Origin of the sequence: Longimicrobium sp. (genome assembly GCF_048594345.1) — a bacterium.
Lineage (GTDB): Bacteria > Gemmatimonadota > Gemmatimonadetes > Longimicrobiales > Longimicrobiaceae > Longimicrobium.
In genome coordinates, this window is record NZ_JBMDXM010000080.1 from 25436 (window position 1) to 47319 (window position 21884).

The window sequence follows — 21884 nt, forward strand, 5'->3', positions numbered from 1 at the left end:
TTGATGTCCAATACCCGCAAAGCAGCGCGGGGAAGTCCGGATCAGTCCGCGATGAGCAGCGGCTCGCGGATCACCTGCTGCTCATTCTCCGTAGTCGCGTGCATGTCGCGGTTGGCCTCGATAAGCAGCCGTACGGCATCGTCCAGATTCGCGCGTGCGTCTTCCAGCGTGTCTCCCTGCGTCAGCGCGCCGGGATACTCCTCTGCCCACGCGACGTATCCGCCTTCGGGCACCTTTCGATATACAGCCGTAAGTTCCAGCCGCATTCACCACCTCCAGGGATCAGATACGCCTTTTGGGAATCACCAAGTAGTGTCTCGCGGGACCTCGGCTCTCGCCCGGCGCCGCCCACAGGTATCGCCGGGGCGGATAGTCCCGGGAACCGGCTGCGCGTCTACCCGTGCCGAATCAGCCGCATTCGTCGCGCGCGCGTATTCCCTCGCGCAGCCGCGTACACCCTGGCGATGAGAGCCCCCTAGCATGAAGACCACCGCCGCGGCCACCGCGAGCACACAAAGCACGGCGACGGCATCACTCCAATAATCGGCCAGCAGCTCGCGCAGGCGCTTCAGCACCGTTCACCGCGGGGATGAGACACGGAGTGCCCAGCGCCGTTCCCGGACACTGGGCACTTGGCACTTGATCCTGCAGTTACCCCAGGTTCACCCACACACTCTTGACCTGCGTGTACAGGTCCAGCGCGTAGCGGCCCAGCTCGCGGCCGTAGCCAGACTGCTTGTAGCCGCCAAAGGGAGAGGCCGTGTCGAGGTTGTGGTAGGTGTTGATCCAGACGGTGCCGGCGCGAAGCTGGTGCGCCGCGTGGTGGGCCTTGCGCACGTCGCGCGTCCACACCGCCGCCGCCAGCCCGTACTCGGTGTTGTTGCCGATCTGGATCGCCTCCTCCAGGTCGCTGAACGTCTGCACCGCCAGCACGGGGCCAAAGATCTCCTCGCAGGCAATGACCATCTTCGACTCCACGTCGCCAAAGATGGTGGGGTTCAGGAAGTAGCCGGCCTTGCCGTTCACCTCTACCCGGTCGCCGCCCAGCAGCAGCTCCGCGCCCTCGCTCTTGCCCTGCGCGATGTAGCCCATCACTCGGTCCAGCTGCTCGGCGCTGACGAGCGGCCCCAGGCGCGTCTTGGGGTCCAGCGGGTCGCCGGGGACAAAGCCGGACGCGCGCTTCAGCAGCTTCTCCACGAACTCGTCGCGGATCTTCTCGTGCACCAGCAGGCGGCTGCCGGCCGTGCACGCCTGGCCCGTGTTGTAGAAAATGGCCATGGACGCGCCCTTGACCGCCGCGTCGATGTCGGCATCGTCCAGGACGATGTTGGGGCTCTTGCCGCCCAGCTCCAGCGACACCTTCTTGAGCGTGTCGGCCGCCTGCTTCTGGATGATCTTGCCCACCGCCGTCGAGCCCGTGAACGCGATCTTGTCCACGTCGGGGTGGTTCACCAGCGACGCGCCCGCCGGCTCGCCAAAGCCCGTCAGCACGTTCAGCACGCCGGCCGGCAACCCGGCTTCGGCCGCGGCGCGGGCCAGCTCCAGCGCCGTAAGCGGCGTCTGCTCCGCGGGCTTGAGGACCACGGTGTTTCCGCAGGCGATGGCGGGCGCGACCTTCCACGCGGCCATCTGCAGCGGGTAGTTCCACGGGATGATGGCCCCGCACACGCCGACGGGTTCGCGGCGCGTGTAGTTGAGGTACGGCCCGGGAACGGGGATCACGTCGCCGCTGATCTTGTCGGCCCACCCCGCGTAGTAGCGAAAGCAGTCGATCGACTCCTTGATGTCGATCATCCGCGCCTCGCGCACGGGCTTGCCGTTGTCCATCGTCTCCAGCCGGGCCAGCTCGTCGGCCCGCTCCTCAAGCTTGTCGGCGATGGCGTACAGCAGCTTGCCGCGCTTGCGGGCATCCAGCTTCTGCCAGCTGTCCGCCTCGAACGCGGTGCGCGCCGCCTTGACCGCGCGGTCCACGTCGTCCGCGGCGGCCGCGGCCACATGGGTGAGCGGCTCCGCCGTGGCCGGGTTGATGGTGTCGAACGTCTCACCCGAGGCCGCGTCCTGCCACTCGCCCCCGATGAACAGCTGTCCCGGCTGGATCTCCAGCGTCGCCGTGTCGGTCATCTTGTCCGTTATCTCAGAAGTGCAGACTGGCTGCTCGATGGTCCTGGATTGCAACTGCACGATTTTGGGCGTGGCGCCTCGACGGGATTCGTCGCGTGTCCCGGGCGCCCCCTCCGGGCTCGTAAACCTCGCCCATCCCCCCCAAAACAACCTGGGGGAGGTTGATGCTTGCCGTTGGATCCCGGCTCGGCGAACGGGATCGAACTGCGTCCGCCGGGGTGCCCCTCCCCCGGCCCCTCCCCGTTCGTTCCTCACGGAGAGGGGAGAAGTCGATCCCGGTACGACATCCCTTGTCTTACACCAACCCCCCCCCGGGTTTTTTGGGGGAGGTGGGCCGGTGGTGCCGGCCCGGAGGGGGCGCTGCCCCTCGCGCCGAACTGTCTGAACGCCCTGCAGCCCGTGCCGTCTATCCCCTCTCCCACGCAGTTTGTGGGAGAGGGGCAGGCGAGGAACGAGCCGGGGTGAGGGCCGCGCCGGGGTGAGGCCCCCAACGACGAGAGGCGCCCGATCAGCCGATCGGGCGCCTTCGCCTTCCATCGTCCAGGTTACTTGCCGGTGAACGACGCCGTGCGCTTCTCCACGTAGGCGTTCAGGCCTTCCTTGGCATCCTGCGAGTTGAACAGCAGCGCCTGCAGCTCGCGCTCCAGCGCCAGCCCCTGCTCCAGCGGCAGCTCCGCGCCGCTCTGGCAGCTGCGCTTGATGTTGCCCACCGCAAAGGTGGCCTTGTTGGGGCGCGTGAACTGGCGCGCGTACTCCAGCACCGAGGCCAGGAAGGCGTCGCGGCCCTCCGCGTCCAGCACCCGGTTCACGATGCCCATGGCCGCGGCCTCGTCGAAGTCGATGTTGTTTCCCTGCACCATCAGCTCGATCGCCTTGGACGTGCCGACCAGCTTGGTGAGGCGCTGCGTGCCGCCGGTGCCGGGAAGCACGCCCAGCGCCACCTCGGGCAGGCCGATCTTGCCGGCGCCGCGGCGCGCGATGCGCAGGTCCGCCGCCATGGCGATCTCAAGCCCGCCGCCCACCGTGTGGCCGTTGAGCGCCGCGATTACCAGCTTGGGCGTGTGCTCAAGCTTGAGCAGCGTCTCGTTGGCGTGCAGGCAGAAGTAGTACTTCCAGGTGGGGTCGGCCTTCTGCAGCATGTTGATGTTGGCGCCGGCGCAAAAGAACTTTTCGCCCTTTCCCGTGATCACGATCACGTCCACCGAGTTGTCGAACCGGGCGCGCAGGATGCACGCGTCCAGCTGGCGCATCATCTCGTGCGTGTACGTGTTGGCCGGCGGGTCGTCCAGCGTGAAGATGGCGACGCCGTCCTGCACCTCGTAGTGCACCAGCGTCTGGTTCTCGGTCGGGACTTCAGCGGTCGCGGTAGCCATCGTCTCGTCTGGTCTGATAGGTAAGGTGAACGTGCGCACGGATCCGGGGTGTCAGGGCTGCTCGTCGGCCCCCGGCGTGCGCCAGATGCTCGGGGCGGTGTCGCCCGGCGTGGCGTCGGTCGCCCCCGCCGGCACCACGGCGCCCGCGGGGAGGTATCCTTCGACGAAGATGCGGTACATGTCGTCGACGATCTTGTCCAGCGGCACGTCCCGCTCCGGCCGGTGCCAGTTGTACAGCCAGTTCATCATCCCGAACATGGCGAACGTCGCCACGCGCGGGTCCACGTCGCCCGCCGGGCGCAGCTCCGACAGGATCTCCATGGCGATCTCGGTCAGGCGCCGCTTTTTGGCGTTGACCCGGCGCCGGAAGTCGCCCGTAAGCGCCTCGGCCTCGTGCGACAGCACCTTCATCTCGAACTTGTTCGCGATGAAGTAGCGCAGGTGGTTTTCCATCAGGATGCGCAGCCGGCGCAGGGGCTGCGTCTCGCTCGCCAGCAGCTGGTCCAGGTTGGCGATCAGCGTGCCGAAGGCGTGGTCCTGGATGAGGAAGAGCAGCTCTTCCTTGCTGTTGAAATAGTAGTACAGCCCCGACAGGCTTACCCCCGTGGCCCGCGCGATGTCGCGGATGCTGGCCTGGTGGTAGCCCTTCTCCGCGAAGATCTGCGCGGCGGTCCGGAGAATGCTCTCCAGCTTCTCGTCGTACGCGCTTCTCTCGTCGGTCATCGGCCCCGGTGCAGCGTCATGGATCGTGGTTCGAACGTCCGTCAACCTATCCCGTGGCCGGAAAGTGTGTCAAGCGCACGGAGCCCCCGCCGTTGACCGCGCGGGCGCCTTTGCCTACACTTCACCAGCGTGCCGTTTTGCGCCCCGCGGTCATCTTTCCCGTCCTCCTCCGCATGACCTTTGCTCTCCGACGCGCCCTTCCCGGCGCGCTGGCCGCCCTGCTGCTGCTTGCCGCCTGCGAGGACGCGCCCATGGCGCCCACCTCGTACGTGAAGCACGCGGCCGGGGGCGTGTGGGTGGCGGTCACGGAGCCGGTCTCGCTGCCGCGGACGGACACCTGGCTTCCGTACGTGGGCGCGGAAGACGCGGCCGCGCTGCGGGTGACGCGCGAGCAGGCCGTGCGGCTGCGCGCCGCCGGGCGGGTGGAGGACGCGCTGGAGCTGGAGGACGAGATGATGCGCACCGCCGCGCGCTCGCTGGCCCGCATGCCCCAGCCCGCGGCGCTGCTGGCTTCGGCGGCGGCGCTGGACGAGTGGGCGGACCGCGCCCGCGCCCGGCTGCAGACGGGGAGCTACCCCGAGCTGTCGGCCGCCGTGCTGGAAGTCGCCGCGCAGGCGGAGGCGGCGCGTTCGCGAATGGCCGCGGGCGACACCGGCCGCGCGGTGGTGCACCTTACGCGCGGGGCCATCGCCGCGCGCGGGCACGCGCCGCTGGCGGTGGGGCTGCGGCTGATGGGCGCCGTGGAGACGCGGCTGGCGGCGGGGGTGGGGCAGACCGCCGGCGTGCGCCGCGCCCGCCACCTTCTGGCCGACGCGCGCGAGGGGCTGGCCACGGGCGACAGCCTGCGCGCGCTGCGCCGTGCCGTGTACGCGCTGCAGCTGCTGGACGCCGAGGGGATCACCGTGGGCCCTGTCCGCCGTGTACCCGTTGATTCGCTGCCGCAGGTGCAGTAGATTCCCCACCGTGCCCGGATGGCGAAATCGGTATACGCAGCAGACTCAAAATCTGCCTCCCGCAAGGGATTGTCGGTTCGAGTCCGACTCCGGGCACTTTGGACGCCGGCCCCGCTCTCCCTGGAGCGGGGCCGGCGTTCTTCCCGTCGGGTGGGAACACACAGGGAAGCGAGGGCGTTCGCGTTCCGCCGGAAATCCCGTGTTTTGCGAATCCGGGACGTCACCGTTTTACTCTTTCGTGATCTCCGGACCCCCCGTCCCCCGGCCCGTAACGTCTTCCAGTGGCTGAAGTTTGGCCGTTTTGTAGCAGGTTTGCGCAAGCCGGTTGACAGGGGGTGTCCTTTTTTAGAGATTTCGCGATCTGCATGTATCCCCGCTCGCGCAGCGAGTCCCCCCGTTCGAAAGAGGACCATGCCCCCGTTTGTACGCCCGGCCATGGCCGGGCTTCTGCTTTTCTCCGCGCTTGGCGCGTGTACGGGCGACGATCCCGTAGCGCCCTCGTCCCAGACGCCGCCCCCCGTGGAGCTGGCGCAGATCGACTGCCGGGTGACCGTGGCCACGGGCGCCCTGCGCTGCACGTCGGCGGCCCCGGGCACGGGCGACGCCAGCGCGCTGATCGTGGGCGGGCAGGGCTCGTACGTGTCGCTGTCGGCGTCCAACTTCAGCTATGACGCAGTCGGCGGGACGTTCGGCATCGACGTTACGGTGCAGAACCTGATCCCCCAGCCGCTGGGAACCGCGGACGGCGCCACCCCGCACGGTGAAGGCGTCCGCATCTTCTTCGCGGAAGACCCGATGGCGTCGGACGGCTCGGGGCTGCCGGTGTCGGTGGCCAACGCGACCGACGTGGCGCCGTTCCTTTCCGGCGTGCAGCCGTACTTTCAGTACGACGAGGTGCTGTCGCCCAACGAAACGTCGAACCCGAAGCCGTGGCTGTTCTCGGTTCCGGTCGGGGTGGCGTCGTTCAGCTTCAAGGTGTACGTGTCGACGCGGGTACAGTTTCCCAACGGATGGGTTGACCTGACGCCCGCGGCCGACACCATGGTAGAGGGCGGCACGCAGGCGCTTACGGCCACCGTGCGCAACGTCGTGGGCACCGCGGTGTCGGGCACGGTGACGTTCGGGACGTCCGACCCCGCCGTGGGCACCGTGGACGCGGCGGGGCTGATGACGGCCGTGGCGCCGGGACGCACCACCATTACCGCCACCAGCGGCCAGCGCAGCGGGTCGGCCACGCTGGCGGTGTGCCCCAACCTGGCGGTGGGCGGCGTGTACACGGCGACCATGCCGGGGGCCTCGTCCATCTGCTTTGGCGAGGGCGAGTACGCCTACATGCCGGTGAACCTGTCGTCGTCTTCGTCGCTGTCGCTCAGCATCACGGGCTCGGGGATCATCGGCGCGACCGGGCAGCCCTCGCCGTCGCTGGCGCCGCGCGGGCCGCTGATGTCGCTGTCGTCGGGTGCCGAGCTGGAGCGGGGCGACGCCATGCACATGGCCGTGCTGGAGCGCGACAGGCGGCTGGCCGCCGAACTGCGGGGCCGCCCCGGCGCCCGCATTGGCCGGACCGCGGCGGCGCGCGGCGGCGCGCGGCTGGCGGTCACCCCCGGCACGCCCGCGCTGGGCGACCTGTGGAACCTGAACGTGGCCTCCGGCTGCTCGGGCACGCCCGACCTGCGCACGGGGCGGGTGGTTTCCATCGGCCAGCGCCTGATCATCGTGGCCGACACGGCCAATCCGGCGGGCGGGTTCACCACGGCGCAGTACGACAGCATCCGTCTGGAGTTCGACTCGCTGGCCTGGCCGGTGAACACGGCCAACTTTGGCGAGCCCACGGACACGGACAACAACCAGCGCGTGGTGGCGTTCTTTACCCGCGGGGTGAACGAGATGTCGCCCCCGGCCACCAGCGCGGTCAACTACGGCTACTTCTTCGCGCGCGACCTGTACGCCGCGAGCGCCGAGGGGTGCACGCGCAGCAACGTGGGCGAGATCCTGTACATGCTGGTGCCGGATCCCACGGGCGCGGTGAACAGCAACGTGCGCGGGGTCAGCGAGGTGCGCGGCCGCACGTCTCGCGTGATGGCGCACGAGCTTCAGCACCTGATCAACGCCTCTCGCCGCGTCTACCTGCATGACGCGCCGCTGGAAGAGGGGTGGCTGAACGAGGGGCTCAGCTCCATCACCGAGGAGCTGATGTTCTACCGCACCTCGGTGGGGCTGGCGCCTCGCGGCAACATCGTGCTGGCCAACCTCACCCAGGGGACGTTCGCGTCGCGCCGGGTGGCGGCGTTCAACACCTACTCCAACGACAATTTCACCCGGCTTCGCACCTGGCTGCAGCGCCCCGACACGTCGGGCGCGTTCAAGAGCACTGAGACGAACACCGCGCGCGGTGCCAACTGGGCGTTCCTGCGCTACGCCGCCGACCGCCGTAACGGCGACGACGCCACGCTGTGGTTCAACCTGGTGAACACCACCGCCACGGGCACCGCCAACCTGCAGACGGCGCTGGGTGTGGATCCCAACGAGTGGCTGCGCGACTTCACCTCTGCGATGTATGTCGACGACGCGGTGGCGGGAATTGGTCCGGCGCAGCAGGTCACGAGCTGGAATTTCCGCTCACTGTACGCCCAGCTGGGCGGGCTCGTGAACGTGTACGGCAGGCGCGATCTGAGCAACGGTACCGCGCTTACGCTTTCGTACTCGCGCGGCGGAGGAACGGCGTTCACCCGCTTCGGTGTGCCCACGGGCGGGTTCGCGGGGCTCACCGCGCTGTCGGGCGGCGTGCCGCCCACAAGTCCCTTCTCGCTGATCGTGGTGCGCACCAAGTAGCGCCGCGGATCGAGTGATCTGACGGACCGGAACAAGATGCCGGCCCCGCTCACCTGGAGCGGGGCCGGCATCTTCTTGCGAGGGGGCCGCATCATCCCGGATCCTGGATCGCAGCCTTCATGTTGATTCCGGATCGCGGCGAAGAAGGGCGCTCACGCGGAGACGCGGAGGGCGCGGAGACGCGGAAGAGATTCACCGCGCCCTCCCCGTGACACTTCTATTCTTCCCGGTTTACGCCGGGGACGGAGAGCGCCACCGTCATTCCGGCGTTGCGGAGCCTTCGCCGGAAGCGGTGAGCATGTAGCCGGCACCGCGCAGGGTGACCAGCGCGGCGCCGCTGGCGGCGGACTGCAGCTTGGCGCGGATGCGGGCCACGTGCACGTCGACCACGTTGCTGCCGGGGTCGAAGCTCATGTCCCACACCTTTTCCAGCAGCTCGCTGCGCGTCACCACCCGCTCCGGGCGGGAAAGCAGGTACTCCAGCAGGGCGTACTCGCGCGGGGTGAGCTTGAGGGGCTTGCCGCCGGCGGTGACGGCGCGGCGCAGGCGGTCCACCCGCAGGCCGCCCAGCGTGGCCTCGCCGGCCTGTGAGGCGCCGCCGCCGCGGCGCACCAGGGCGCGCAGCCGCGCCTCCAGCACCTCCATGGAGAAGGGCTTGGACAGATAGTCGTCCGCGCCGGCGTCCAGGCCGTGCACCTCGTGCTCGGGGCCGCTGCGGGCGGTGAGCATCAGCACGGGGACGGCGCGTCCACGCCCCCGCAACTCGCGCAGCACGTCCACGCCGGTGGTGTCGGGGAGCACAAAGTCCAGCACCAGGGCGTCGTACTCGTACACCATTGCCAGCATGCGCCCGTGGTCGCCCGTGTGCGCCACGTCCACCACGTGCCCCCGCTCCCCCAGGGACAGGCGAATGAAATCGGCGATCATGGGATCGTCGTCGATCACCAGCAGCTTCAACGCGTGGGGCTCCGGGCGCGGGTGCAGGGTGAGCGAAGAGGGGGGGATTCGCGGATCAGATACGGAACAAACTAATGCCGGATTCCCGCGCTGTCACATCCACTCTCCGTCCACGGCGTGCGGCCCCGCTTTCCCGTGCGGAACAGGCGCACGGTTTCAAGGCAGAGTTCGCGGAATCGGCAGAGAGTCCGCGGGAAAAGCGGCGCGTTCACCGCGAACCCGCTCTTGTAATCCGCGGACTGCGCGCGCGCGGGGAAATCCAGAAACAGTACGGAATCCGCCCAACCTGTCATTCGGGGAGGAGGTTGATAAACCTCGACCCCCGGTCATCCTGAGGGAGGCGCCGCTGAGCAATTTGCGGATGCACAACGCTTTGGCGCCGACCGAGGGACCTTGCCTGCAGAACCAGGAGCCTTGAATGGCTCCCCGAGGGCTGGTCCATCGCGACCCGACAGAGATCCTTCGGTCGCGCGCAAACTCCTGTAGTTGCGTACGTTGCGGGTGTGCGCTTCCTCAGGATGACCCCGCGCTTCTGGGGGGACATTCACGGTTTCCAACACCTCTCAGCCTCAGAGGGTGTTGAGAACCGCAGTTCTTCGTACAAAGCGCACAGTCATCCTGAGGGAGCGCCACGCGGAACCTTCAGGACCACAAGAGCTTACGCGCGACCGAAGGACCTTCTCTCCGCCACCGTGGAGCTTGATGCGGGGCATTGAAGCCGACCTCCCGCTTCTGCCGGCAAGGTCCTTCGGTCGGCGCCAGAGTAGTGTGTATGAGCAGGCTATGGAGCGGCGCCTCCCTCAGGATGACGGGCACGATCCGAGGTTTCTCGACACCCTCTCAGCCGCAGAATGACAGGTGTTTTCCCGATCGCGCATGACGAGATCCTGGGTCCGCTGCAGGTCTACTCCTTCACGCGGTAATCGTAAGAACCTTCGCTCCCGCATCGTGCGCAAGTTGTTGTATCTACACTCAGTACAGCTCTTTCCCGTGTATGGTGTGCAGATGAACAAACCGTAATCCGGCCGTCACGTTCCGTTCATCCGTCATCCGATATCTTCGCCGCGTCGTTTTCTCCACGGCCACAGTTGCCCAGGGAGAAACGTGTTCCTGAACGGGAACACAGTCGGGTTCCCAATTGGGAACGGGAACGAGAACCCGAATCCGACATGATACGTAAATGGTTGGGATAAGCGTAGTTGGGAAGGTTATTTCACGGGTGCAGAACTTGTGTATAACCTTGCCGCCGCCGGACCTGCTTCCGTACGCGCCGCTCCCGTCATCGACCGCTGACCGTACCATCGCACCGTTGACCGCTTTCATCACCTCCTGGTTCCGCCGGACCGCCGCCCGCGTGGCGGCCGCCCCGGCGTTCGCGCGCCCGCTGCCGCAGATGCGGTTGCGGGGCGCGGCCGTGGCGTGTGCGCTGGCGGCGACGTTCGGCGCCGGGCGAGCGGAGGCGCAGGTGCTGTCGCTGTACCGCCAGCACGAGGGGCCGTACGACTACATGGTCACCGGCAACTCGTTCCGCACCTCGGGCAACAACGACAGCCCCTGCGACGTGGCTACCACCGCGGACGCCAGCCTGACGCTGCCTACCGGCGCCACCGTCGTGGCCGCGTACCTGTTCTGGGGCGGATCGGGCGAGACGGCGGACAACTCGGTGAGCTTCCGGCGCCCGGGCACGGACACGAACATCACCGGCGACGGCACGCCGTTTCGCGACTTTTACGACAACGGCAACGACCTGTGGTACTTCGGTGCCTACAAGGACGTCACCACCCTCATGACGGGGAACGGCACCTACGGGGTGGGCAATCTGACCGTCGACACCGACCTGCCGTACGGCGACCCCAACTCGGCCAACTGCACGCCGCAGGCGGTGGCCAAGGGGTGGGCGCTCTTCGTCATCTATCAGCAGACCAACCTGCCCATCAAGCGCATTCAGCTGCGCCACGGGCTGCGCGCGTTTCGCCGGGCCACCGAGCAGGTGGCGCTCAACGGCTTTCTGGGCGCCAACAATCCCAGCGCCAAGGTGACCTTTCTGCTGTACGAGGGCGACCCCGACATCGCGGGGAGCGGCGCCTATCCCGAGCAGCTGCTGTTCAACGGCACGCCGTTCACCGACGCCATCAACTCCACCACCAACCCGTTCAACAGCACGGTGAACACCCCGTCCCCGGGGCGCACCAACGTGTACGGGCTGGACATCGACACCTACGACGCCTCCAGCTATTTCACGGCGCGGGCGAGAGAAGCCGACGTGCAGCTTACCGCCGGCGACGACATGGTGGTGCTGCAGCTGATCGTCACCGCGCTCAACGTGTCGCTGGTGGACGTGACCCCCGACGGCCTGGCGGCGCCGGAGCAGCGGCTGCCCGGCAAGTACTCGCGCCAGTTCACGGTCGAGAACGCGTCGCTCAGCTCCGACACCTACAACCTGCTGGACCGCTTTACCGGCGCGCCCGTGTACCTGACCCCCGATTCCATTACCGGCACGGGCGTCACGCGTGGCACGCGGGCCGACAGCGCGCGGGTCACCATTGCCGCGGGCGCCAGCCGCAACGTGAACGTGTGGTACACCGTGCCCCAGGGCGCCAGCCTGCAGAACCTCATCCACCTGCGCGCGCGGTCCACCACGTACCCCACCAACGCGGCCGCCACCGACACGGGCTACACGCAGGTGCTGCGGGTTGCCCCGCGGCTGACCATCACCAAGTCGGTCAGCCCGCAGAACACGCTGGCTCCGGGAACGGAGCTCACCTACACCATGAACATCGCCAACGCGGGCGAGTTTGCCGCGCGCGGGGTCACGGTGACGGACTCGGTGCCGCCGCAGGTGGTGTTCAAGCTGGCCAGCGTGGGGCAGACGCTCCCCGCCGGCATTACCGCCACGGTGGCCTACAGCAACAACACGGGGACCACCTGGACGTACGTGCCGGTGTCGCAGGGGTGCGGCGCCCCCGCGGGCTACGACGCCTGCGTGCGCCGCGTGCGCTGGACGCTCACCGGCGACCTGGCCGTGGGGGCGCCGTCGGCGTCGTCGTTCACGTTCCAGGCGCGAATACGATGAGCGGCGAGTGCGCCGCCCACATGAACGAATCGTAATGCATCCGTCACCTTCCGTTCACCGCCGCCGGGGTAGCTTTCCGGCTTTCGGGGCTCGTGGACGGGGTCGGCGGGCCGGAGAGGTCGGGACGGGCAGTTGGATGGTTGAAGGACGGTTCACGAAGTACGCGGCCGAGGGTCGGCCGTGGAAGGTTCACCCAGTTCCCGGGAGGGATCGATGAAGCACCTGATCCGCCTTGCAGTGTTCTTTGCCCTGCTCGTTGCCGCGGCCGTTCCGGCCACGGCGCAGGGGGGCACCCAGCAGGCGTTTGTCGTGACGGCCACCAACCGCACGGCGGCGCAGGCGGAGCGCGGCGACGACCGGGCCCGGCCCGGCGACGTGGTTCGCTACCGCCTCACCTTCACCAACGTTACCCGCGGCGCCGTGCGCGGGGTGACGCTGGCGAACCCGCTCGCGGCGGGAATGCGCTTCGTGGGCGGCTCGGCGCGCGCCGACCGCGGCGACGCGCGCCTGGAGTACTCCGCCGACGGCGGCCGCACCTTCGCGGCGCAGCCCACGGAGGAAGTGGTCGTGGACGGACGGCGCGTGCGCCGCGCCATCCCGGCCGAGCGCTACACCCACGTCCGCTGGACGGTGGAAGGAAACGTTGCCCCCGGCGCAACCGTGGTCGCCGAGTTCGATGCCCGCGTAGGCGCGGGCACTCCCGCACCCGCCAACAGCGGGCGCTAACCCCCTCAATCCCCGAAGAGGACCCTGAAGATGACCCACGTCCTGAGACGTGCCGCCATGGCGGTGCTGCTCCTGGCGCCCCTGGCCCTGCCAGGCCGCGCCAGCGCGCAGACCCCCACGCCCGAAGGCACCACCATCACCAACACGGCGACGGCCAGCTGGACCGACGCCAACAGCAACACGTACGCGTCGGTCAGCGCCAGCGCCTCCGTCATCGTGGGCTTTCTGGCCGGCCCCGACGTGACGTCGCCGGCCACGGTGACCCCGGCCTCGCCCAGCACGGGCAACGAGCTGGCCTTTACCGTGACCAACACCGGCAACGGCGTGGACAGCGTGACCGCCGCCTTTACGGTGGCCACGGGCGTCACCGTGACCGGCTACAAGGTGGGCGGCACCACCTACGCCACCCTGGCCGAGCTGAACGCCGCGCTGGCGGGCACGCAGATCACCGCCGGCAGCAGCGTGACGGTGACGGTGGTGTACACCGTGGCCCCCGGCCGCGGCGGACTGACCACGCCGGTGACGATGACGGCCACCTCGCGCCGCACGCCCACCACCAGCGACGCGTCGACGACCAACGTGATCCCGCCGGTGGCGGCCGCGGTAAGCGTGACGCCCGACGGCGGCACCATCCAGCGCCTGCCCAGCAACGGCACGCAGTACTCGCAGGTGTTCACCGTGACCAACAACGGCAACGCCGGCGACACCTTCAGCCTGGCGGCCAGCCTGGGCACCGGCTCGGCGCTGACCATCGTGTCGGTGAACGGCGTGGCGGGCACCAGCGGCTCGGCCACCATCGCCGCAGGCGGCAACACCACGGTCACCGTGGTCTACACGGTGGGCAACGTGGCCGCGGGCGCCACGCAGAACCTGAACCTGACGGCCACCTCGGCCAACAACGCCAGCATCAGCGACCCCGGCTACGTCACCATCCAGGTGGTGCGCGCCGCGCTGAGCATGGCCAAGGTCGCCTTCCGCGACGACCAGACCACGGCCATCACCGGCTCCGACCGCGTGCTGCCGGGCGAGTACATCCAGTACCGCATCACCGTCACCAACACGGGCGGCGCCGCGGCGAGCACCGTGGCGGTGAGCGACGTGCTGCCGGGGCAGGTGACCTACGTGTCGACCTCGACCGACGCGGCGGGCTGGACCATCAGCGAGTCGGCGGGCACCGTCTCCGCGACGCTCGGCGGTACCCTGGCGGCCAGCGCCAGCCGGTACTTCTGGGTCCGCGTGCGGATCAAGTAACCACTCCTCCAGACGATCTCAGGGATTCAGGGGATGCGCTTCTACGTGATGCGCTCGGGCGCGGGTGACCGCGGGCACCGCCAGGCTTCGGCCTGGCGGGGGCTTGCGGCCGCCCTGCTGCTCGTCCTGGGGACCACCGCGCGCGCGGCGGCCCAGGTTCCCGACACCCTGCCGGTGGTGAACCGCGCCACCGTGACGTATACCGCCGCGGGGGTAACCCACTCGGGCGTCGATACGGCGGCCGCGACCGTGGTGATGAAGCTGACGGCCGGGGTGGCCCTTACCCCGCCGCGGCAGGCGACCGCCCGCCCGGGCGAGCGCCGGGTGCTTGCGCACCTGCTGGAAAACATGGGGACGGGCCCCGACGCGTACACGCTGCGCGTGGCGGGTCCGGCCGGGTGGGGCGTTTCGCTCTACCTGGATCTTGACGGGGATGGGGTGCTCGGGGCCGGCGACACGCCGGTCTCGGGCCCCCTCCCGCTGGAGCGCGGCGGCACGGCCGCGCTGCTGCTGGTGGTGGACGTGCCCGCCGACGCGCCGGACGACCCGGCCGTGGCGATCACCGTCACCGCCGCCAGCGGAATGGACGCCGCGGTGACGGCGAGCGTGCGCGACGACATCAACGTGCACCGCCCGCTCCCCGCGGTCTCGATGGGCAAGTCGGTGGACCGTGCGCAGGCCACCAGCGGCGACACGCTGACCTATACCCTTTCCTACGCCAACCGCGGCGACGCGGCGGCCCCGGCGGCCTCGCTGTCCGACCCGCTGCCGGCCGGCGTGCGCTACGTCCCCGGATCGCTGCGGCTGAACGGCGCCGCGCTCACGGACGAGGCGGACGGCGACGCGGGACGGGTGGAGCGCGCGGCCGACGGGCGCGAGACGGTGCACGCCGTGCTGGGCGACCTGCTTCCCGCCGCGGCGGGAACGGTGACGCTGCGCGCCGTGGTGGGCGCCGACGCGGGCGCCACGCTCACCAACGTGGCCACGCTGCGCTACCGCCTGGGCGAAGCGACGGCCGACTCGGTCGCGGTCGCCTCGCCGGCGGTGGGGACCACGGTCTCGATGGCCGAGCTGTCGGTGGCCAAGGAGCTGGTAGGCGACGCCTCCGTGCCGCTGGGCGGCGAGGTGCACTTCCGGCTCACCTGGGCCAACGCGTCGGCGGTGGTGCCGGTGCGCGAGGCGGTGCTGGTGGACACGCTTCCCGAGGGCCTGACCTTCGTGAGCGCCGAGGGGCAGCCGCAGGTGGACGGGCAGGAGGTTCGCTGGACGCTGGGAACGCTGGCTCCGGGGCAGACGGGCGCCGTGAACCTGGTGACCCGCGCCACGGGCCGCGCGGCCGAGGGCGCGATGCTGGTGAACCACGCCACCCTGCGCGGGGCCAACGCGGCGGCCGTCTCGGCGGCGGCGGCGGGGCTGGACGTGCAGCCGTTCCAGGGCGACGAGCTGGAGGTGGTCAAGGCGGCCGGCGTGCTGGAGGCCGGGCTGGGCGAGGCGGTGCCGTACGCTGTCACGCTGAAGAACGTGGGCCTGGCGCCGCTGTCCGGCATCGTCCTGCACGACACCCTTCCCGCGGGCGTGCGGTACCTGCCGGAGCACCTGTCCGGCGCCGACTCGGCGCGGGTGGACGGGCGCGCGCTGACCCTGTGGCTGGCGGGGCCGCTGGCGCCGGGCGCGGAGCACGTGGTGCGCTACGCCGTAACGCTGGTGTCCCCCGGCCGCGCGTCGGTGGTGGAGAACCGCGTGGTGGTCACGGCCGAGGGCGGGGCGGTGCGCAGCGCGCCGGCCAGCGCCTGGCTGCGCGTGCGCCGCGGCTACGCCATGCAGCAGCGCGTGATCGTGGGCAAGGTGTGGCTGGACGAGGACGGCGACGGGCGCCAGGGCGGCGGCGAGCGCGGCGTGCCCGGGGTGGAGATCTGGAGCGAGGACGGCGAGATCGTCACCACCGACGCGGAGGGGCGCTACAGCTTCCCCAACCTGCGCACGGGGATGCACGCGCTTCGCCTGGACACGCTGGGCGTTCCCGCCGGCACCGGCCTGGCCCGCGCCGCGGACGTGATCGTCCGCGTGCGCCTGGACGGGTGGACCATGCCCCGCGCCGACTTCCGCCTGGTGCCCCGCGCCGGCGCGCCGCTGGCCCTGTCCGCCCTTGCGGCGCCGGCTCCGGACGCCGCGCCCGCCGTGGACGCGACGGTTTCGGCCGCCTCGTCGTTCGGCGACGCGCCCGGGTCCGGCCTGGCGCCGTCCGGCGACGGCCGCCGGTCCGCCGGCGCCGTGCCGGGCACCCCCGGCGCTGTCACGGAAACGCCCGGGTCCGGGCCCCATGGCTCCGTCCTGGCGGCCGCCGCGCCCGCGTGGCGGCCCGAAGACGACGACGTCGAAGAGCCGGAGCCCGCGACCGCATCCATCCTGGTCATCGCCGGTGGCCTGGGCGCCCCGGCCGCCGCCGACACCGTGGCCCCCGCCGCCGCGTCCGCCGTGGCCGACTCCACGCCGCGGCTGCGGGTGGCGCCGCTGCGGACGGCGGAAGAGCGCGCTACGGAAGAGGCGGGAACGTTCGCCACCGGACCGGTGGTGCGCGTGTTCAGCCCCATGGACGGCGCCGTCGTCTCGTCCAACCGGCTGTACGTGGGGCTGGCGGGCGAGCCGGGCGCGGCGGTCAAGCTGTTCGACGGCCAGAAGCAGGTGGCGGAGGGCACGCTGCGCCCGGACGGCAAGATCGACTTCATCGGCCTGGAGCTGTCGGAGGGGCCGCACCGGCTGCGCGCGTCGATGACCAGCTCGTGGGGCACGGAGCGCTGGGACAGCGTCACCGTCCACCGCTCCGGCCTTCCCGCGAAGATCGAGGTGCCGTCGGACGCCGTGCAGCTGCGCGCGGACGGCCGCGGCCGCACGGCGGTGCGGGTGCGCGTGCTGGACGAGTGGGGCGTGCCCCTGGCCGGCGGCGCCATGGTGACGGCCGAGGCGGGGCTGGCGGAGATGGAGGGCGGCGACGCGGACGTGGCGTCGGTGGGCGTGCAGGCCGCCGTGGGCACGGACGGCTGGGCCGAGCTGCTGGTGCGCCCGGGGCACGAGGTGGGCGTGGGCGAGCTGCGCCTGGCCAGCGGCGACGCCGAGGCCAGCGTGACGCTGCACGTCCTGCCCAACCTGCGCCCGCTGATCGTCACCGGCGCCGGCGAGGTGGGCGTGGGCGCCGCGCCCGAGGCCTTCGGCTCGGTGACGGCGCGCGGTACGGTGGGTCGCGAGACCACGGTGAGCGTGACCTGGGATTCGCGCCGCGCCAACCCCGACGACGAGTTCTTTGCCGGCGGCTACGACCCGCTGGACGAGTCGCGCTATCCCACGATGGGCGACGGCAGCGACCGCCGGGTGCTGGCCGGGGCCACGCAGACGCTGAGCGCGCGCGTGGAGAACGGCTTTGACTGGGTGGAGCTGGGCGACGTGCGCACGGCCGACTTTGGCGGCGACGGGCGGCTGGGCGTGTACCAGCGCGCGCTGACCGGCGTGAGCGGGCGGATGACGACGGGCGCGGCCACCTGGCGCGGCTACGCCAGCCTTACCGACCAGGTGCTTTCGCAGCAGCAGCGCCGCGGCGAGGGCGTAAGCGGCCCCTACCGCTTTGGCGGCGGCATTCGCCCCGGGACGGAGCGGGTGGCCATCGAGGTGCGCGCGATCGACAACGCCGCCCGGGTGATCGCCCGGCAGGAGCTGCAGCGCTTTGCCGACTACCAGATCGACTACGCCACCGGCGACGTGCTGCTGAACCACCCGGTTCCGGCCGCGGACGCGGCGGGGAACCCGGTCTACGTGGTGGCGATGACGGAGCGGCGCTCCGGCGGCGAGCGGCAGGTCGTCGGCGGCCTGCGGATGGACGTGGACGCCCGCGATTTCCTGCGCGTCCGCGGCTGGGACAGCGTCCGCGTGTCGCTGATGGGGCTGCACGACGCGGGCGAAGGCGCGACGGAAGAGTCGGAGCGCAACCTGGTGGGCACGGGGCTGCGGCTGAGCCGTGGCGGGCTGGCCTTTGGCGGCGAGCTGCTGCGCTCGCTCCGCTCCGACAGCAGCGCCATGGCGGGGGTCGCCACGCTGTCGTGGACGGCGCCGGGCGAGCGGTCGCGGGTGGCGGCGGAGTGGCTGCGGGTGGGTGCCGGCTTTGCGCCGGGCACGGACCCGCGGCTGGCGGCGGGCGTGCAGGAGCTGCGCGTCTCGGCCGACACCCGCGTGGCCAAGGGGTCGCGCATTCGCCTGACCCACGAGCGCCAGCGCTTCGACGGCTACGACGTGGAGCGCAAGAACACCATGCTTTCCCTGCAGCAGTCGGTCGCCGGCCGCGCGCTCACGGTGCAGGGCGGGGTGAGCGGCGACGCGCAGGGCGCGGCCAGCAGCAGCTCGGCGCTGGGCAAGCTGACCTTTGCCGCCACGCCGTTGATGGACGTATGGGTGGAGGGAACGCGCTCGCTTTCCGCGGACGACGACCTGTCCACGTCGCGCCCGGACCAGATCGGCGTGGGCGCCGCCTACCGGGTGTTCCCGGGGGTGCGGGTGGACGCCGGCCACCGCTGGGTCACCGTGCGCGGCGACACGTCCTTCTCGTACGGCCTCACCTCCATGAACCTGCGCCTGGACCGGTTCCTGGGCGGTCAGGTGTGGGGCGGCCTGGAGCGCGCGGACGACGGCCAGGCCAACCACAGCGCGGTGCTGGGATGGAGCCAGCGGCTGGCGATCGCGGGCGGGTGGTCGGCCACGGGGATGTACGAGCGCCGCTTTGGCCTGAGCCGCGCGCCGCTGCTGGACCCGTCGCGCGCCCTGCCGTTCGCGCAGACGGAGCGCGACCGCTGGAGCGCCGGCGCCGGGCTGGAGTGGCTGCCCACGGACAGCACGCCGCGCTTCAGCGCCCGCGCCGAGGTGCACGGCGGCCTGGAATCACGCGGCTACCGCTGGGACATCGCCGGCGACGCGCCGGTGGGGCGGGGGATGACGCTGCTTACCCGCCACGACTGGCTGCGCGACGAGCGCAACGACCTTACCGGTGGGACGATGGACAGCCGCCGCGACCGCTCGCTGGTGGGCCTGGCCATGCGCCCCGCGGGGACGGACGCGCTGAACGTGCTGGCCAAGCTGGAGTGGCGGCGCACCGCCGGCGCGCTGGGCGGCGCCACGGGCCTGCTTTCCGGCGCCGGCGACGACCGCCGCCTGATCGGCGCCACCGACGCGGTGTGGGCCGTGCGGCCTGGCACGGAGCTGGCGGCGCGCTGGGCCACGCGCTGGTCCATGCGCAGCGACAGCACGGCGGGGCTCACCGACCTGGGATCCATGGCGCACTTTGCCGGCGCGCGCGCCGAGCAGGTGCTGGACGATCGCTTCCGGCTGCGGCTGGACGGCCGGCTGCTGGTGGACGCCGAGGGCGGCGCCCGCGCGTGGAACCTGGCGCCCGCGGTGGCGGCGGGGATGGGCGGGGTGGAGCTGGAGGCCGGCTACCGCTTCGGCGGGCTGGTGGACCCCGACTTTGCCGCGCACGGCGGCGAGGGCTTCTACGCCACGCTGGGCATCCGCTTTACCGAAGGGTTGCTGGAGGACGCCGGCACCTTCTGGCGCCGCCGCCTGGCCCGCGACCCCTGAGTGGGTGTCGTTGGATCGTCAGAGCTGACTGCCTGAGGCGTGGTGGGGTGTTACCGATCCGCACGCGCCTTCCTCAGAGGGCGTTGAGAAACCTCGGATCTGTGCCAGTCATCCTGAGGGAGGCGCCGCTCCATAACCTGCTCATACACGATACTCTGGCGCCGACCGAAGGACCTTGCCGGCAGAAGCGTAAGGCTGGCTTCATGCCCGGCAGCTGGCCTCACGGTGGCGGAGAGAAGGTCCTTCGGTCGCGCGTAAGCTCTTGTGTTCCTGAAGGTTCCGCGTGGCGCTCCCTCAGGATGACTGTGCGCTTCGTACGAAGAACTGCGGTTTCTCAACACCCCTCTCAGGATGACTGGTTGCCGCGATCGACTTTGGGCCTGTCCGGCCGACGTGGTCACATCATCATCATCATTCCCTGACGTACATCTCACCGAAGGCCGCGCAGCATGCAGGATGCAGCACCCCCGCTGATCGCCGTGGCGGACGACGATGAAATGCACGCGGAGATCGTGTGCGTGTGGCTGACCAGCCTTGGCTATCAGGTACGCTGCTTCGTCACCGGCGACGCGCTGCTGGAGTGGGCGCGCGAGGAGCGCGAGGTGCCCGCGGCGGTGCTGCTGGACGTGGAGATGCCGGGGAGCGACGGCTTTGCGGTCTGCACGGAGCTGCGCCGGCTGGCCGCGTACGCCGACATCCCCTGCGTCTTCGTCAGCTCGCTGGCGACGGGGACGCTGGCGGACGGCGCGCGCGCGGCGGGGGGATCGGGATCCATGCGCAAGGATGCCTCGCTCCTGCCCCGCCTGGCGGCCTGGCTGCAGCACGCCATTCCCATCTCCCAGCCGGCCCCATCTTCCCGCATCCCCGCTGCCGTGCTCAACTTCTGAATCCACAACGGCTGGGGGTACAGAGGAACAGAGGTTCAAAAAGAGATGCAGAGGAAAAGAGGAAAAGAGGAAGACGGATTCTTCCTCTTTTTTTCGTTTTCCTCTGCATCTCCGGCTGTTCTCCGTTCCTCTGTACCCGTTCTGTTTGGATGGATGACTGTCAGCGGATGCGGACGATCATCCACGCCGCGTCCAGCGCCGCACCGCCCGCCGAAGCGGTGAGCGTGTACGCGCCGCCGAAGCCGTCGTCGTCGATCAGCACGTAGCCGGGGCTGCCGTAGCGCGCCGCCACCGTGGCCGCGTTCCCCGCCAGCGATGCCTGCGCCGCGGGATCCGCGCGGCCGGCCGTGCCGCCGCTGCGCAGGACCGCCGCGGGGAGCCATCCCAGCCCCGCGTCCCCCGCCGCCGTGCTGACCCGCGCGAACGCCGGGTTCTGCAGCGCGGGATTGGCCGTCAGGTCGTCCGCGGCCTGGCTGAGCGCCCATCCCAGCAACGCCGTCTCCGGCTCCCACGCACCGCCCAGCCGCGCCCGCATCCGCCCCGCCAGGCCGGACCGCCGCGCGCCGGCCGCGTCCCAGCCGTGCCACCCCTCCAGCACGCCGCGCGTCACCTCGGCCAGCGCGTCGCCCTCGTCCATCCCCCCCTGCACCAGGCGCAGCGCCAGGTCTGCCTGGAACGACGCACTGCTGGCGTATCCCGCCGTCAGGTCGCCGCGCGCGCCGGCGGCAAGGAGCGCGTAGGGCGCCACCGACGCGTCCGTCATCCGCCCCGCCCACTCCCAGTTCTCCGCCGCGCCAATGCCCAGCGCCCGGCGCAGGGTGGCCCACGCCAGCAGGTCGGCGTTCCCCTCCACCGCCCAGCTCGGCGCGCCGGTGCCCAGCGTCCCCGCCGGGCGCGTTTCCGACGCCCACGCCGTCTGCCACGCGTGCGCCACCTCGTGCGAGAGCGTGCGCAGCAGCCCCGCCGCGCTGAACGCGTAGGCGCTGTTGGCCAGCACGTACGGGTACGCGCGCCCCTCCGCCCCCACCGTGACGGTGGCGCCCAGGTACGCGCTGGCCTCGCGCCGGGCCACGACCAGCAGCTGCCCCGCGCCCGCGCCGCTGGACGGACGCGTGGCCGTCAGCGCGCGTTCCATCACCGGGTAGCCGTGCTGCACCAGCAGGCGAAACGCGCTGTCGGCGCGGGCCGTCCACGCCTCCACGCCGCCCGCGGGCTCCTCGCCCTCGGCCAGCGCGAACACCAGGTGCCCGCCGTACACGCGCACCACGCGCGCATGCACCGCCGCCGTCCCCGGCTCCGACAGCACAAAGCGGTCGCCTTCCGCCCACGGCGCCTGGCGCGCGGCCGGGCTCCCCACCGCCTGCGCGGAGGT

13 protein-coding genes and 1 tRNA gene are annotated in these 21884 nt (G+C 70.8%); 8 read left to right on the forward strand and 6 right to left on the reverse strand.

The window, feature by feature from the left end:
• Positions 1-41 precede the first annotated feature (41 nt).
• The 4 genes from ACOJUJ_RS08730 to ACOJUJ_RS08745 form a co-directional block, all read right to left on the reverse strand.
• Positions 42-266 carry a type II toxin-antitoxin system HicB family antitoxin gene (locus tag ACOJUJ_RS08730; protein WP_420126475.1) on the reverse strand — a complete coding sequence of 75 codons (225 nt, stop codon included), beginning with the start codon at positions 264-266 and terminating at the stop codon, positions 42-44.
• Positions 267-651: 385 nt separating this feature from the next.
• The gene (locus ACOJUJ_RS08735) at positions 652-2121 is read right to left on the reverse strand and encodes an aldehyde dehydrogenase family protein (protein ID WP_420126476.1); all 1470 of its coding nucleotides are present in this window, start codon (positions 2119-2121) and stop codon (positions 652-654) included.
• A gap of 545 nt (positions 2122-2666) precedes the next feature.
• Positions 2667-3494 carry an enoyl-CoA hydratase/isomerase family protein gene (locus tag ACOJUJ_RS08740; RefSeq protein WP_420126477.1) on the reverse strand — a complete coding sequence of 276 codons (828 nt, stop codon included), beginning with the start codon at positions 3492-3494 and terminating at the stop codon, positions 2667-2669.
• A gap of 51 nt (positions 3495-3545) precedes the next feature.
• Positions 3546-4217 carry a TetR/AcrR family transcriptional regulator gene (locus ACOJUJ_RS08745; RefSeq protein ID WP_420126478.1) on the reverse strand — a complete coding sequence of 224 codons (672 nt, stop codon included), beginning with the start codon at positions 4215-4217 and terminating at the stop codon, positions 3546-3548.
• A gap of 173 nt (positions 4218-4390) precedes the next feature.
• Here ACOJUJ_RS08745 and ACOJUJ_RS08750 point away from each other — a divergent pair, with 173 nt between their 5' ends.
• From ACOJUJ_RS08750 to ACOJUJ_RS08760, 3 genes are all read left to right on the forward strand, one after another.
• Positions 4391-5170, forward strand: a complete 780-nt coding sequence (locus ACOJUJ_RS08750; RefSeq protein ID WP_420126479.1) for a hypothetical protein — start codon at positions 4391-4393, stop codon at positions 5168-5170.
• Positions 5171-5182: 12 nt separating this feature from the next.
• Positions 5183-5266: transfer RNA gene (locus ACOJUJ_RS08755), tRNA-Leu, on the forward strand.
• 315 nt (positions 5267-5581) lie between these two features.
• Positions 5582-8002, forward strand: coding sequence for an Ig-like domain-containing protein (locus ACOJUJ_RS08760; protein WP_420126480.1), 2421 nt, complete (start codon positions 5582-5584; stop codon positions 8000-8002).
• A 258-nt stretch (positions 8003-8260) separates the two neighbouring features.
• Here ACOJUJ_RS08760 and ACOJUJ_RS08765 read toward each other — a convergent pair whose 3' ends face one another.
• Positions 8261-8959, reverse strand: coding sequence for a response regulator transcription factor (locus tag ACOJUJ_RS08765; RefSeq protein ID WP_420126481.1), 699 nt, complete (start codon positions 8957-8959; stop codon positions 8261-8263).
• A gap of 1309 nt (positions 8960-10268) precedes the next feature.
• Here ACOJUJ_RS08765 and ACOJUJ_RS08770 point away from each other — a divergent pair.
• From ACOJUJ_RS08770 to ACOJUJ_RS08790, 5 genes are all read left to right on the forward strand, one after another.
• Positions 10269-12032: a hypothetical protein gene (locus ACOJUJ_RS08770; RefSeq protein WP_420126482.1), complete on the forward strand. Its 1764-nt coding sequence runs from the start codon at positions 10269-10271 to the stop codon at positions 12030-12032.
• Positions 12033-12245: 213 nt separating this feature from the next.
• Positions 12246-12758 (forward strand): hypothetical protein, encoded by a 513-nt coding sequence (locus ACOJUJ_RS08775; RefSeq protein ID WP_420126483.1) that lies wholly within the window; start codon positions 12246-12248, stop codon positions 12756-12758.
• A 30-nt stretch (positions 12759-12788) separates the two neighbouring features.
• Entirely contained in the window at positions 12789-14009 is a 1221-nt protein-coding gene (locus ACOJUJ_RS08780) for a hypothetical protein (protein WP_420126484.1), read from the forward strand.
• A 33-nt stretch (positions 14010-14042) separates the two neighbouring features.
• Positions 14043-19625, forward strand: a complete 5583-nt coding sequence (locus ACOJUJ_RS08785; RefSeq protein WP_420126485.1) for an SdrD B-like domain-containing protein — start codon at positions 14043-14045, stop codon at positions 19623-19625.
• A gap of 449 nt (positions 19626-20074) precedes the next feature.
• Positions 20075-20512, forward strand: a complete 438-nt coding sequence (locus tag ACOJUJ_RS08790; RefSeq protein ID WP_420126486.1) for a response regulator — start codon at positions 20075-20077, stop codon at positions 20510-20512.
• A 160-nt stretch (positions 20513-20672) separates the two neighbouring features.
• On the opposite strand, the gene ACOJUJ_RS08795 is transcribed toward ACOJUJ_RS08790, so the two are convergent.
• Positions 20673-21884: hypothetical protein (locus ACOJUJ_RS08795; protein WP_420126487.1), on the reverse strand; the 1212-nt coding region annotated here is incomplete at its 5' end.